13 protein-coding genes are annotated in these 14,032 nt (G+C 35.4%); 6 read left to right on the top strand and 7 right to left on the bottom strand.

Annotation, left to right across the window (positions count from 1 at the left end):
* Window positions 1-66 precede the first annotated feature (66 nt).
* From ACKI30_RS05455 to ACKI30_RS05445, 3 genes are read left to right on the top strand one after another with little or no spacing between them, the layout of a single operon-like run.
* Window positions 67-594, top strand: a complete 528-nt coding sequence (locus tag ACKI30_RS05455) for a DUF134 domain-containing protein (RefSeq protein ID WP_407410574.1) — start codon at window positions 67-69, stop codon at window positions 592-594.
* Between the two features lie 18 nt (window positions 595-612).
* Window positions 613-900 carry a DNA-binding protein gene (locus tag ACKI30_RS05450; RefSeq protein ID WP_407410572.1) on the top strand — a complete coding sequence of 96 codons (288 nt, stop codon included), beginning with the start codon at window positions 613-615 and terminating at the stop codon, window positions 898-900.
* A 36-nt stretch (window positions 901-936) separates the two neighbouring features.
* Window positions 937-1,116 (top strand): 4Fe-4S binding protein, encoded by a 180-nt coding sequence (locus tag ACKI30_RS05445; protein ID WP_407410570.1) that lies wholly within the window; start codon window positions 937-939, stop codon window positions 1,114-1,116.
* A gap of 26 nt (window positions 1,117-1,142) precedes the next feature.
* On the opposite strand, the gene ACKI30_RS05440 is transcribed toward ACKI30_RS05445, so the two are convergent.
* Window positions 1,143-1,772: a DUF1847 domain-containing protein gene (locus tag ACKI30_RS05440; protein ID WP_407410568.1), complete on the bottom strand. Its 630-nt coding sequence runs from the start codon at window positions 1,770-1,772 to the stop codon at window positions 1,143-1,145.
* A 203-nt stretch (window positions 1,773-1,975) separates the two neighbouring features.
* On the opposite strand from ACKI30_RS05440, the gene ACKI30_RS05435 reads away from it, so the two are divergent.
* Both ACKI30_RS05435 and ACKI30_RS05430 read left to right on the top strand, forming a co-directional pair.
* A complete protein-coding gene (locus tag ACKI30_RS05435; protein WP_407410566.1) occupies window positions 1,976-3,283 on the top strand; it encodes a prephenate dehydrogenase in 1,308 nt (435 codons plus the stop codon).
* A 17-nt stretch (window positions 3,284-3,300) separates the two neighbouring features.
* On the top strand, window positions 3,301-3,786 hold the full coding sequence (locus ACKI30_RS05430) for a carbon starvation CstA family protein (RefSeq protein WP_407410564.1): 486 nt from the start codon (window positions 3,301-3,303) through the stop codon (window positions 3,784-3,786).
* A gap of 19 nt (window positions 3,787-3,805) precedes the next feature.
* Here the strand turns inward: ACKI30_RS05430 and ACKI30_RS05425 are convergent, their stop codons facing one another.
* The 6 genes from ACKI30_RS05425 to ACKI30_RS05400 all read right to left on the bottom strand — a co-directional run bounded on the left by ACKI30_RS05425 (window position 3,806) and on the right by ACKI30_RS05400 (window position 12,509).
* Window positions 3,806-5,014, bottom strand: coding sequence for an RNA-guided endonuclease InsQ/TnpB family protein (locus tag ACKI30_RS05425; RefSeq protein WP_407410562.1), 1,209 nt, complete (start codon window positions 5,012-5,014; stop codon window positions 3,806-3,808).
* 227 nt (window positions 5,015-5,241) lie between these two features.
* A complete protein-coding gene (locus ACKI30_RS05420; protein ID WP_407410560.1) occupies window positions 5,242-7,230 on the bottom strand; it encodes an ABC transporter transmembrane domain-containing protein in 1,989 nt (662 codons plus the stop codon).
* 251 nt (window positions 7,231-7,481) lie between these two features.
* Window positions 7,482-7,604, bottom strand: a complete 123-nt coding sequence (locus tag ACKI30_RS05415; protein ID WP_407410558.1) for a zinc ribbon domain-containing protein — start codon at window positions 7,602-7,604, stop codon at window positions 7,482-7,484.
* Between the two features lie 5 nt (window positions 7,605-7,609).
* Window positions 7,610-8,014 (bottom strand): hypothetical protein, encoded by a 405-nt coding sequence (locus tag ACKI30_RS05410; protein WP_407410556.1) that lies wholly within the window; start codon window positions 8,012-8,014, stop codon window positions 7,610-7,612.
* Between the two features lie 1,022 nt (window positions 8,015-9,036).
* A complete protein-coding gene (locus ACKI30_RS05405; RefSeq protein WP_407410554.1) occupies window positions 9,037-10,800 on the bottom strand; it encodes an ABC transporter ATP-binding protein in 1,764 nt (587 codons plus the stop codon).
* A complete protein-coding gene (locus tag ACKI30_RS05400; protein ID WP_407410553.1) occupies window positions 10,800-12,509 on the bottom strand; it encodes an ABC transporter ATP-binding protein in 1,710 nt (569 codons plus the stop codon). The genes ACKI30_RS05405 and ACKI30_RS05400 overlap by 1 nt, the downstream gene beginning before the upstream one ends.
* 79 nt (window positions 12,510-12,588) lie before the next feature.
* Between ACKI30_RS05400 and ACKI30_RS05395 the strand changes: the two genes are divergently transcribed.
* Window positions 12,589-13,461, top strand: coding sequence for a CPBP family intramembrane glutamic endopeptidase (locus ACKI30_RS05395; protein ID WP_407410551.1), 873 nt, complete (start codon window positions 12,589-12,591; stop codon window positions 13,459-13,461).
* Window positions 13,462-14,032: the final 571 nt, after the last annotated feature.

Below are 14,032 nucleotides of genomic sequence, written 5' to 3'. Positions count from 1 at the left end.
AAACATTTATATATAGTTATGAATATATATTCATAATACCTGAAGGTTAATTTTGGGGAGAGTATTATGGTAAGACCTAAAAGAATGAGAAGAGTAGTTACATGCCACAGGCATGAGTTGAATAAGGATTTAAATCCAATCGAACTGTCTGTTGACGAGTTTGAAGCAATAAGGTTTAAAGACTACCATAACATTAAACAGACAGAGTCTGCAGAGTTCATGGGAATCTCACAATCAACCTTCCATAGAATATTAAACTCAGCAAGACGGAAACTGGCTACTTCTCTAATTGAAGGCAGGCCAATAGTTATCATCAAAGGTGATACAATGATTGATCCGAACAAGTATTTATGCGAAGACTGTGGTTTTCAATGGTCAAATCCAAAAAGAGAATATGATGAATGTCCAGACTGCAAATCCACAAACATTCGTAAATTAAATGCAAACAATAGAAGAACTCAAATGAAAAATGACACTTGCAGCTGCCCTAACTGCGGCTACACAGAACCTAAAATTAGGGGAGTTCCATGCAGAACAAAAACATGTCCTGAATGTGGTTCACCACTTCAAGGAAGAGGATTATGCAATATTTAATATTTGGAGATGATTTGAATGGCTGATAATATAGAATATATCTGTAAAGAATGCGGATTCAACTGGATAACATTAAACGGAGAACATGAAATGTGCCCAAAATGTCACAGCAAAACCATAGAATATGTTGGTGAAGTAAAAGATTTGGATATTGATGCAATACTAAATCACAACAAAAGAATGGGAGGATGCTGCGGCTCCGCTCGTGGAAGGGGACCACTCACATGTGGAAAACCATATCCTGATCACCACGACCCTAATATTCCCCATGACCCTGAAAAATGCTGTGGACACAGAGTATGCTGAGCATACTCATTTTTATTATTTTTGGAGGATTGAAAAATGGCTGATATTACAATAGATACAGAAAAATGTGATAATTGTGGAGATTGCTGCGATGTCTGTCCAATGGAAGTTCTGATTCTTGAGGATGGCAAATTAACCATCACAGACCCCGATGAATGTAGCTACTGCGAGACATGCGTGGATCTTTGTCCAAACGAATGCATTTCAATTAAATAAATTGAAATTTTTCTTTTTTTCCTTTTTTAATCATTTAACAGTTTTTTATAATAAGTTTTAGTCTGATATAATGCCCCAACAGGATTGTGAGCAAGCACCTTGTCTTTTGTTACAAGTGTTGTGCATAAAGCATCGGAGTACTTATAGAACAGACTGTCATGCCCCACGCATAATCCGATTACCACGTTGAGATCTGTCTTTTCCCTGTTCAGTATTTTTGCCTGCAGTATCGGATTGCACATTATATTTCCTGTAACAGCTGTTTTTTCTTCATCAAGGCCTGTTGTTTCTGTCTTTTTCATTGCACCGACCTTGCATGCCACGGAATATACCTCAAAGTCATGTTTGGAGAGTATCTTTGCAAATGTTTGGCTTTCATCCATCAGTCCCACACAGGATGCGATTCCTATTTTATTCATTTTCATTCTTTTTGCAAATTCCATGATTTCCTCAACTCTGGTGTATTTGCAGTAGAACTCTTCTTCAATTTCTGCAGAAATCCTTGATATTTCCCTGTTGTTATCCTCATTGTAGAGCTTTTCAATTTCAGTTATTTCCTCACTTGTCAAATCTATTGTTGGACAGAATTTAGGATATTTGCCGTCTTGATGCTTGCAGTTTAAGATTCTGCAGTTGCCGCAGGAGTTTTTGCTCATGATATTTTCCCCGATGATTTTTTCTTATATTATAATTTTAGAATTTTTCATAAATAATGTTATTCTAACAGTCTGTGCTGAAATTCTATAAAAATGTTAAAAATTTAGAATTTTAATCATTATACAAATTTAAAAACCAAATAGTATATTAGACATCACAAATATAATTTAATTGATATTAATTATATACAATGAGGCATAACATGAATGAAAAAGACAATATGACTATTATTGGCGGTACAAGGGGTCTTGGCAGGTGGATCGCCGAACATTTAAGCAATAATTTCAACATCACAATCACAAGCCGTAATGAAACTTCCGGACTGGAAGTTGCAAATGAATTGAATGTTAACTATAACAATGACAACATTGAAGCGATACAAGATGCAGACATTGTCATTTTCAGTGTGCCAATAGAACATATGGCAGACACAATTAGGGAAGTGGCACCTCATGCACCGGAAAACTCCCTATTGATGGATGTATGCAGTGTAAAAACAGAACCTGCCGAGGCATTAATGAAATATGCTCCTGAAAACGTGGACATATTGCCATGCCATCCAATGTTTGGACCTAGAGTCCCTTCAATCAAAAGGCAAATTGTCGTTTTGACTCCTATTGAAAACAGGTCAAACAAATGGTTAGAGCGTGTGAAAAAATATCTTACAGCCTCAGAATGCGAAATCATTATAACCACCCCTAAAGAGCATGACAAGTATATGAGCATAGTCCAGGGCCTGACTCACTTTTCATTCATTACACTGGCTTCAACAATTAGAAAGCTTCATATAAATGTCGAAAGGTCAAGATCATTTTCAAGCCCTGTTTATAGCCTGATGCTTGATATGGTCAGCCGAGTAGTGTATCAGAATCCTTACCTCTACTATTCAATTCAGAAAAACAATAAGGAAACCACATTTGCAAGAGAAACCCTGGTTAAAGAAGCAATATACCTGTCAAAACTAATTAATGATGGAAAAGAAGAAGACTTCGTGAAAAACATGGTAAAATCATCCCAACATTTGGATGACCGTGATGAGGCTTTGATTCGTTCAGATAAGGCCATAGGAATGTTAACTGAAAAGGCTAATGTTCTTACTAAATCAATAGGTAAGGAAGTGGGTTTAAAGGAATTAAATGGTGAAAACATACATATAGGCATTGTGAAAAAAGTCACTTCAAAGTGTGTGACATTGGAAAATGACTGTGAAAGTGAACTGAAAATCTCCAATATAGACATATTATCCGCAAAAGAAGTCTTCGAATGGAAAAAGAATAACCTTAAACTGGAACATTTCGATTTATCAGTCAGTCTGCCTTCAGGGTGTGATGAGAAATACCTGATTAAAATGTTTGAACATATTGAAGGCGTTATTGATGTTGAAATAACTGGAACTGTACCGGTCAGCGATTCCATGACAAATTTCACATTTAACTACACAACATTCAAAAAAGAAGACAGAAATTATGTTGAAGAGTATGTAAAAGGAATAGGATGGAAAATTAACTAATTAAAAAGAGATATACAATGTTTAGTTTTATTATTTGTTTTTTAGCGTTGATTGCATCATACTTCATATACGGAAAATTCATTGAAAGAATTTCAGGTGTTGATGAGACAAACCAAACACCTGCATTCAGATTGCAGGACGGCGTAGATTATATGCCAATGCCCACAATTAAAAATTTTTTAATTCATTTTTTAAATATTGCAGGTTTGGGACCGATATTTGGAGCAATTCAAGGTGCATTGTTTGGTCCTGCTGCTTTTGTGTGGATCACATTAGGAACAATTTTCATTGGTGCAATCCATGATTTCTTTTCAGGATTCATGTCCCTTCGAAATGACGGATTGACAATGCCACAGATTATTTCAAAGTATTTGGGAAGCAAAATCCAAAAAATCACGGCATTTCTCATTATTGCTACTGGAATTTTTGTTGGAGCAACATTTGCAAAAGGAGCCGCAGATTTACTCTACAACTTAACTAACTTGAACTACCTCGACCTGTAAAAGGTCGAGGATTCTTACTTCACGGGCTGGTACTTTCCCACGAAAGTAGGATTACCGTGCTATCCCCCCAGTTCCTGAGGTTCACAAATGTTTCATCTATTAAATCTATTAATCCTTCTTTTTGAATGTTTTTTGCGGCGTTGATGTCTCTGTCATGGTGTGTTTGGCAATGTGGACATGTCCATTCTTTTTTGTCGCCTAAGTCTTTGTTGTAGTATCCGCATTGGCTGCAATTTTTGCTTGAAGCAAACCATCGGTTTATTTGGATGAATTTTTTTCCATACCACTCGCATTTGTATTTTATCATATCTACAAGTTTTCTCCAGGCTATACTTTGTAGGCTGGAACTGAAATCTGAATTTTGGAAAAGTTCTTTAATGTCTAGGTTTTCCATGCAGATTATGTCGTAGTTTTTTACTATGTAGTGGCTTAATTTATGGTATGCATCATTTATGCGGTTGTTTTTTCTTTGTATCCATTTGCCTAGTGTTTTTAGTGTTTTATTGTATCTTTTGCTATTGTATTTTCTCTGGGATAATACTCGACGGTATTTTTTGATCATTTTGTCCTCATGTGTGGTGTCTAAATTGGTTATCTTTAGTCCGTTGCTGAGGGTGGCTAGTGTTCGTAGGCCTAAATCAATTCCTACTGCTTCGCCGGTTTTTTCCATTGGTTGTTTTTCGGTTTCGATGTTGAAAACTGCATAGTAATGATTGTGTTCTTTTTTAATGGTTACGTTATTGATTTTGGATTCTTTTAGTAATTGTTTATATTGTGGACTGGTACGGTAATGTACTTTTCCTAATTTTGGTAAAACAATTGTATTGCTGGTTATTTTGATATTTTTGTTGTTTTGTATTCTAAATCCATTTTTGGGATTCTTTTTGGATTTAAATCTTGGATAATTAGAGATGTTTTTAAAAAATCCATTAAATGCGTGTAATAAGTCACGATAAACCTGTTGCAAGCTACTTGACTCACTTTTATACAAAAATGGATATCGTTTTTTCAACATTGTTAACATGGTGTTGAATGTGGTTTGATTGCATTTTAGCCTTGTATAGCCATGTTGTTTAAATAATTCAAAGGTTTTTTGGTATTCTGTTAATAAATTATTCCACACAAATCTAGCATTGCCCAGACTCTGATTAAATTTATCCACCATAACCTTATCAGGATACAACTTAACCTTCAAACCTTCATTAACAATAATACACTCATCTAACATGAAAAAACACATCAAAATATCTGTTATATTTCAACTAATTTTTGAACACAAAATATAATATATCAATAGACAATATATAAAGAATAAGCGAGAGCATTTGATAACTAACTGCTCTTTTTGTGCAATTCATCCTCGACTTGAAGAAGTCAAGGTATTCTTGCACCATTTAGATAAAATAAAAAAACATAGGAATCCTATGTTTTTTAACTTTTTTTAACAACAATCAATTATTCATCGTTTTCATAGTCAATAATCGCAAATATCCTTTTGATGCTTGAAAATGAAGTTTCAATGGAAGCGATAGATGTGCTTATTTTTTTAATAGGCTTAGTCAATAATTGCCCGTACATAATAACTGCCAATAGGGTTCCCAGCTGAATCTCATTAACTGATAAGAAGTAAATCCCTGCCATATAAACAGTTATATTACTTATATTTGTTAAAAATGTTGTAATCGGCACCATGGCATTAGTGACGTTTTTGGATTTAGTGTAATAGTCAATTACAGTTTGATTGATATTTTTAAATCCTTTTTCATGGAATGAATCACGATTTGATAGACCTCTTTCAAAATTGCTCATCAATCTTCCTAAATGCTTTTGATGACCGTCGTAGTAATCTCTAGATTTATAATCACATAAATAGAATGCAATGGCATAAATCGGCAATATCGCAATATATACTAGACTCAATCTGAAGTCTGTCATCAACATCAATACAATTACTAGGATCATTGATAGAATTTGCGCATAAATATCAGAAAAGCGGGAAGAGACAAACTCACGGATGTTCATCACATCATTGTTTAATCTGGAAAAGATGAGACCCTTTGAATTTTCTTTAATGTATCCTGAACCGATAGCATCGATCTTATCAAATAATTGCATTCTTAAATTATATGCTACCTTTTCACCGATAGTTCCCATGATTTTCTTTGTAGGTATTGTTAAGAGATACCCTCCGGAATATAATAGAATCAATATTGCAAGATTGGTGTAGACAGTAGGGTCGTTGAATGTATTTGAATTAGAAAGCAATAAATCAGCAGTCTTTCCTGCAACTTTAGGGGCATAAACAATACACAAGGTAGATACAGTAAGCAAAATCATTGATATTATTATTTTGATCTTGTCCTCTTTTAATATGTCAGTGAATTTGTCCAGGATGTCGTTTCTTTCAGCCCATATGCCCTTATCCTCCCATGCAATATCCTCCTCAACAATTTCTATTGCTTTTGGATTAGCATCTGTGTTTTTGGATTTTATGATTTTATCTTCAATAGTCAGGACTTCCTCTAAACGCACTGAAGTGGCATATGCACGTGGCCACCTGTCAATCAATGCTGGAATAGGAGTTAAGGTACCAATGAAGTAGGCAATATACATTAAAATAATGAATGAGTCAAATACGCTGTCGGTTTCAAAGCCGATTGTGTATCCGGAATTAACCATTGCCAAGGTAATCAAAACAATGAAATATAAACCCCACATTAACAGTGGCCCCAGGTAATATTGACTAGAAATATACTTAACGTTTTTATCATATGAATTCTCACATGCCTTTTCAAATTCAGCCTCATACTCCTGTTTATTATATGGGATTTTATCAGCTATATCACTGATTTTGGATAGGAATAACTGGTTTAGCATTCCGTATGTCTTTTTAGCTCTGAAAAATATTTCTACAATTTTCTTCATTCTCAAAATAATGATCATGGAAATAATAGCAATCATTACCAAGAAGAATATCGCATAAGACGTATCGATCAATGCTATTTCATATACGACTGCTATGAATGTAACGGGAATCAGTATTAACTGTTCGAGTATTATCACTAAAAATCCCTGTTCTGAGGACATACCCCTGGTTGACCGTGTAGTTAGCCCTGAAATTTTAAATTGAGCAATTTCCTCATCAGGCAGGTTCATCAGAATATGAAATATTTTCTCACGGATTTTATATGCTGCATTTGAAGCCACTCTTGTTGAAAGTAAAGAAACCGCATAAAGGGCAATCATTGAAAGGATTGTATACCCTACCATATTCAATCCTGATTTGAAAAGCAAATCGGCATTCTGCTGTTTAACTCCTGTCAAAGCAGCACCGAACAGGTCAATTATTTCCATTTGAAAGTATGTCTGAACGGCTATTAACGCGAAAATAACCAATATTGTCTTCCATTGGAATTTTAATGATACACTCAAAAACTTTTTCATGCTAATTATTTTATACTTAATAAATAATAAACATTGTTCAATTTATAAGTTATCAAAAATAAACTAGTAAAAAAATTACCAATAATTTATTTAAAAAAAATGGAGTTAAGCTAAATAGATTCTGTATAATCATATATTCTTAATTTTAACCGGATTCATGGGGGAATTGGTGCAGCAATGCATCAATCCCATCATGCAGGTGTTGCATGCTCCAGTATCCGTTTTTTTGAATAGCTTATTAGCCATTCTCATTAGAAATAATCATCAGAGTCATCGTCATCATCAATATCGTCCCATCTAAAGTGAGCACCGCAATGTGAACAGTAAGGATCTCCTTCCATAACTATTGAACCGCAATTAGGACATGTTGCCATAATAATCATTCCTCCTTTTCTTCAGGGATTGAAAAATCAGCTATTGAGTCATTTTCAACAGTGTCTTTCATCCTTAAGCTTTTTTCAACATCCATTGCTAATGCATCACAATCCGCCTTAATGGCATCCAAATGCATCAGGATTCTTTCCTTTTCCTGGTTGATTTTCTCAATGTTCTGGTATGGGTAAATGCATTCCTTAAACATTCCATAATCAACAGTTGTGTAAGGGTATTCGTTCAGCTGTTTACATACATTTTTCAAGATTGCGTATAGGAACTTATTCATCTCGACTTTAACCTGGTCCTTGATCATCTTGTCACTGTCAAGATTATCTCTCATCAGACGGTACACTTCGTTTTTTGCAAACGGCAATTTTTCCTTTTTGTTTTTAATTTTTTCTTCAGACATGATTTTTTCCTCATTTGGTGATAGTCTAGACACTTTTTAAAAATTCACAAGTTACATGTGTCTAATAATATATTGTGTTTAAGTTATATTTAAAGGTATCATTTTAATTAAAATAATGATAATTTATTTGATAACTTAATGATGTAAACTATAAAATAAATTAACCTAAAATTAATAATTATTGCACTTAATAATTTTAAAAAAGTCGATTCATTAAAATAATAGTAGTGAAAATATCCATTAAAATAATTAAATATAAAATATTATTTAAAAAATATCCCCTCCAAAATATGCAGTTTCATTAACGATTCTTGTATTTTCCTTTAGGCAATTTCAAATTATTTCCAATATCTTTTTCATTACCCCCAAGCCATGCATCCTAAAGAATCAATCAAAAACGGTTTAAAATTACTTATTTTATCATTTAAAGATGCAAGTAACCACTTACATTCGAAAAACTTTATATATGGCTTTTATTATACTAATAAATAGGTGTGAGAAGTTCTAAAAACAAATAAAACGAGAACTTCACCACAACAAAACGTGAAAAATTAACATTATTATGGTCTTCCCGTAAAGATTAAAAAAAATGTAATCTGCTGTTGAACATGAATTATTAAAAAAAGGTGATGAACATGGCCCCAACCGGATGCTTCTCAAAACTCTTCCAAAAGATCGCTAATCTATTCAAATGAACACGAATGAAAAAAAATTAACCAGGAGGTGAAGAATATGGCCCCAACCGGATGCTTCTCAAAACTCTTCCAAAAGATTGCTAATCTATTCAAATAAACACAAACGAAAAAAAAAACACAGGAGGTGAAGAATATGGCCCCAACCGGATGCTTCTCAAAACTCTTCCAAAAGATTGCTAATCTATTCAAATAAACACAAACGAAAAAAAAACACAGGAGGCGATAAGATGCCTATTTGGTTTTAAAACCCTTTGGAATTTAGAAAAAGTGCAAAAGGATGCCTCGCAACCAATGCGAGGTGAACCTGCACAACTATACTCTTTTTAACTATTGCTGATTCAATGTATTGTAATAATATCCTTTTTTTGCTAAAAGCTCATCATGAGTTCCCTGTTCGATTATCCTGCCGTCTTCAAGAACAATAATCTTATCGGCATTTGTTATTGTTGACAGCCTATGGGCAATTATAAAACAGGTGCTGTTGTCCATAAGATTATTCATTGCATCCTGGATGAGTTTTTCGGTTCTTGTATCGACGTTGGATGTTGCCTCATCCAGTATCAGTATCTCTTTTTTTGAAAGGATTGTTCTTGCAATTGTTAAAAGCTGTTTCTGGCCCTGGGAAATGTTGTTCGTATCCTCGTTCAGGTGTGAATCGTATCCTTCAGGAATCTGTCTTATGAAATTGTGTGTATGTGCCTGTCTTGAGGCTTTAACGATTTCCTGTTCGCTTGCATCCAGATTCCCATATCTGATGTTGTTTTCAATAGTGTCTGAAAAGAGCCATGAATCCTGTAGCACCATTCCCACCATTGACCTGAATAAATGATTGTCGTATTCATTAATGTTTACCCCATCAATTTTGATTTCACCGGAATCGATTGGATAGAATTTCATGAAGAGTTTCACAAGTGTAGTTTTGCCCGCACCTGTTCCTCCGACAATTGCTATCTTTTGGCCTTTTTTGACTGTCAATGAGAAATCGTCAATGATTTTTTCACCTGGAACGTAACTGAAACTGACATTTTCAAAGGTTATCTCATCATTCAGTCCGGAAATCTGTTTTGATGACGGATTTTCCTCATCATCGTATTCCAGAAATTCGCTGATTCTTGCGCTTGAGGAAAGGGCTGTCATTACCACGCCCATTACTCCTGCAAGCTGTTCAAGAGGACTTGTGAAGTTTTCAGCATATTGCATGAATGTGATTATCCTACCCACTGGGAAAACGCCCTGAATGACGAACATTCCTCCGAATACTGCAATGGCAACGTATCCTAGATATGTCATTATCTGTATTAACGGAGATATAAGGCTTACAAAGAAGTTGGCTTTCCATTCATCCTCAAATAAACGGGCATTGTTCTCTCTAAATTCATTCATTGAAATGTCCTGATAGTTGAATGAACGCAAGACATCATGGATTGTAATGCTTTCCTCGATTTTTGAGTTGAGCTCCCCTTTCACTTCCAGCTGGGATTTGAAATAGTTCTGTGAGAATTTCACAATTAACCCGATTAGCACAAATGAAATTGGAATGAGAAATGCAATCAGAAGGGCCATCCAGACATTAATCATCACCATGACTACAAATGACATCACAAGAGTAATTGAAATGGTCATCATTTCCATGAGGGATTCTGTAACCCCTGAAGTCAAGTTGTCAATGTCGTTTGTAAGTCTTGAAAGGATATCTCCCCTCTTGTTTTTATCAACCTCGCTCATTGGCAGGCTGAGGATTTTATTTACCACCCTCTGCCTTAATGTGAATGCAATGTTTGAGGATATTTGAATGATGAAATAACTCTGCAGGTAGGAGAATATGAAACTGACCACATAGATGACCGATACGGTTAAAAGAATCCTGCCCAGGGAGGCAAAGTCCATGGTTCCTGTACCGTGCAGGATATTATTTGCACCGTTGAAGATTATTGTAACCGCATCACCAATGAGCACCGGTGCAAAGACTGTTAAAATGGTGGAGATTATCACGCATACAATTGAAAATGCAAAGCGGAACTTGTGCTCCATGAGAAGAGCTATGATGTTTTTCATCTCTTTTCTCTTATCCAGAGGCGCTTCGTTTTCCATTACAATCCACCTCCCACTACATCAGACTGGGTGTCAAAGATTTCACGGTAGATATCGCAGCTTTCATAAAGTTCATCATGATTTCCACGATCAATTATCTCTCCCTCATCCATCACGATTATCTCATCCGCATCCTTAATGGTTGAAATCCTTTGGGATACAATAACCACTGATGATGCCTTCAAATCAGACTTCAGATTGTCCATGATGATTCTTTCAGTATTCATGTCAAGTGCTGAGAAGCTGTCGTCGAAAAGATAGAAATCGTAAGGCCTCATGATGGCTCTTGCAATGGACAATCTCTGTTTCTGGCCTCCGGAGAAGTTGGACCCTCCTTGTGCAACCTCATCTTCAAGGCTTTCCACAAAATCGACATGGACCTTTCCAAGGGCCTCTTCAATTTCACCATCGGTTGCATCATGCTTTCCCACAATCATGTTTGACTTTACAGTTCCCTCCATGAGCAGGGATTTCTGTGGAGCCAAGGATATCTTATCCCTTAGCGAATTCAGCTTAAAGTTCTTGATGTTTTCGCCATCAATTAAAATTTCACCTGATGTCGGATCATGGAAACGTGGAATCATGTTGATTATTGTTGATTTTCCGCTTCCGGTTCCTCCGATGATGCCTATTGTCTTTCCCGCCTCCAGTTTAAGATTAATGTTTCTTATGGATTCGCTTTCGCTTTGAGGATAAATGTATGAAACGTTTCTAAACTCGATTGTAGGATGGTCCTTGATTTCTGAAAGATCCCCATCCATGATTTCCGGTTCGATTTCTAGAATCTCATTTACACGCCTTCCTGAAACGACAATCCTTGGAATGGCTATCATGAACACTCCAATCATTGCAAATGAAACCACAATCTGTGTTGCATACTGTATGAATGAAACCAGGTTTCCAGTCAGGATAAGTCCGCTTGTGACTTCATATGAACCGAAATAGACAATTGCAACAACCATAATGTTAAGTGTCAAAATGAGAAGGGGCTGCATCGGTAAAAGATTCCTGTAAATGTTGAGGTTCAGCTCCAAGTACTTCCTGTTTGTCTTTTCGAATTTTTCCTTTTCAAAGTCCTGTCTGACAAATGCCTTGATGACCGGCATTCCAATAAGGATTTCCCTTGCGTTCTGGTTGATTCCATCCATATATTCCTGAAGTTTGTTGAATTTTGGAAGCACCTTTGCGCCGATTGCAAAAAGAAAAATCATTATCACAACAAATGCAATGACTATAATCCATGACAGATCCGTTTTGATTTCAAATGCCTTTATGATACTTCCGATTCCCAAAATCGGTGCAAAGACAACAATGGTGAGTCCCAAAAGGATTATGGTTTCTATCTGATTGATGTCATTTGTTATTCTTGTAATCAGGGATGCCCTTGAAATGCGATTGAGCTCATTGTTTGAAAACTTCATGACATTTTCATATGTCATTTCCCTTAAGTCACGGGCATAGCTTGTTGAGAATTTTGCAGAGAAGTATGAACTTAGAATCTGGCCTGCAGCCGAGATTGCTATCATTAGAATCATCATGCTGCCGATACTGTATATTGCATTAATATTACCGTATTGAATGCCCTCGTTGATTATTCTCCCGGTATACTGGGGCACCATCAAAAGACCGTAGGCTTCAATCACAAGACCTGCAAAAATAAGTATTATCTGACCAATCTTGCCCTTGAATGGTATTGCTAGTTTCATCATCAAAAATTATATTTGTTGTAAACACTTTTATATTTTCATATCAAAATGTATAATACTTTAAGAAACTAAACTATTATTGATGTTATCAAGAATTAACGATTTTGCACAATCTTCAAAAACAGTAACAGAAGCGCGAAAACACACAGGAAATGTTTCACCAGTAAAAGAAATGGCTTTCTTCATAGGTTGGTTCATTGTTCTAATGATACTTATGGGAATTATTGGTTTAATCTTGAACTTTAGTGTTAAAAACCCCTCAAATGACGTGAGTGTGCTTTTGAGCCTTTTGGCATTCATTCCGGCACCATTTTTCATGATACTCCTATCACGCAGGATTGAAAAAAGAAGCCTTGAAAGCTTTGGATTTTCAAAAAACGCATTAATGTCAATTGCCAAAGGACTTCTGATAGGGCTGGTGATGTTTTTGGCTGTCGTGGCCATAGGCATTATTTCAGGCCAGTACAGATTTACAGGCATTGATTTTAGCTGCGCATACCTTTTCATTCCGTATCTGGTTTGTTTTGCCGTCCAGTCATTTGGTGAGGAGTTCTATACAAGAGGATGGGCCCTGACCTACTTTTCAAAAAACCACTCAATAATCACTGCAATCATAATCAGCTGTATCGTATTTATCATTCCCCACATGATGAACAACGGCCTGAATATCATGGCAATCATTAATATATTCTTGATGGGCCTGGTGTTAGCAGTGCTCTTTTTAAGGTTCGACAGCATTTGGGTATGCTGCGGCATTCACACAATTTGGAACTTCACACAGGGATTCGTTTTTGGATTCAATGTAAGCGGGATTGAAACATCATCCCTTATAAAATTCACACAGACCTCCCCATCCATCATCGCAGGAGGATCATTCGGACCAGAATCAAGCCTGATTGCAACTTTCGTGATAGCAATTGCACTGATTTTGGCAGTATACTATCCAAAGAAATAAGTCAAATCAGCTGTCAGTTGATTAGTGAATGGATATCTTATCCATTCCGTCTTTTTTAATTAAATAATGTCATTAGACATATTTTTAGTCATTTTACTCTCCTTTTTACTGGTTATCATTTATAAGATTTATTGATTATCATGAAACAAAAACAAAGGAAAACACTTTTAATTTAATTTTAACTTTTTAAACTTATTATTTTTTAATTTTATAATTTAAAATTACTTATTTTATTATTTTAAGATGCGAGTAACCACTTACATTCGAAAAACTTTATATATGGACTCTGATATACTAATAAGTAGGTGTGAGAAGTTCTAAAAACAAATAAAACGAGAACTTCACCACAACAATACGTGAAAAATTGACATAATTATGGTCTTCCCGTAAAGATCAAAAAAAAATGTAATTTGCTGTTGAACATGAATTATTAAAAAAAAAGGTGATGAACATGGCACCAACAGGATGCTTCTCAAAACTCTTCACAAAAATCGCAAAACTCTTCCAATAAAAAAAAACAACTGACCAATAATTAGGAGGTGGAAAATATGGCACCAACAGGATGCAAGTC

The sequence above is a fragment of the Methanobrevibacter sp. genome, assembly GCF_045539575.1.
Classification (GTDB): Archaea; Methanobacteriota; Methanobacteria; order Methanobacteriales; family Methanobacteriaceae; genus Methanocatella.
Note: the sequence above shows the minus strand (reverse complement) of the source record. Positions and strands in the feature narration are given on the sequence as shown.

Coding starts and splice junctions, on each gene's coding strand:
- ACKI30_RS05455 (WP_407410574.1), top strand. CDS start 67: ATGGTAAGACCTAAAAGAATGAGAAGAGTAGTTACATGCCACAGGCAT.
- ACKI30_RS05450 (WP_407410572.1), top strand. CDS start 613: ATGGCTGATAATATAGAATATATCTGTAAAGAATGCGGATTCAACTGG.
- ACKI30_RS05445 (WP_407410570.1), top strand. CDS start 937: ATGGCTGATATTACAATAGATACAGAAAAATGTGATAATTGTGGAGAT.
- ACKI30_RS05440 (WP_407410568.1), bottom strand. CDS start 1,772: ATGAGCAAAAACTCCTGCGGCAACTGCAGAATCTTAAACTGCAAGCAT.
- ACKI30_RS05435 (WP_407410566.1), top strand. CDS start 1,976: ATGAATGAAAAAGACAATATGACTATTATTGGCGGTACAAGGGGTCTT.
- ACKI30_RS05430 (WP_407410564.1), top strand. CDS start 3,301: ATGTTTAGTTTTATTATTTGTTTTTTAGCGTTGATTGCATCATACTTC.
- ACKI30_RS05425 (WP_407410562.1), bottom strand. CDS start 5,014: ATGTTAGATGAGTGTATTATTGTTAATGAAGGTTTGAAGGTTAAGTTG.
- ACKI30_RS05420 (WP_407410560.1), bottom strand. CDS start 7,230: ATGAAAAAGTTTTTGAGTGTATCATTAAAATTCCAATGGAAGACAATA.
- ACKI30_RS05415 (WP_407410558.1), bottom strand. CDS start 7,604: ATGGCAACATGTCCTAATTGCGGTTCAATAGTTATGGAAGGAGATCCT.
- ACKI30_RS05410 (WP_407410556.1), bottom strand. CDS start 8,014: ATGTCTGAAGAAAAAATTAAAAACAAAAAGGAAAAATTGCCGTTTGCA.
- ACKI30_RS05405 (WP_407410554.1), bottom strand. CDS start 10,800: ATGGAAAACGAAGCGCCTCTGGATAAGAGAAAAGAGATGAAAAACATC.
- ACKI30_RS05400 (WP_407410553.1), bottom strand. CDS start 12,509: ATGATGAAACTAGCAATACCATTCAAGGGCAAGATTGGTCAGATAATA.
- ACKI30_RS05395 (WP_407410551.1), top strand. CDS start 12,589: ATGTTATCAAGAATTAACGATTTTGCACAATCTTCAAAAACAGTAACA.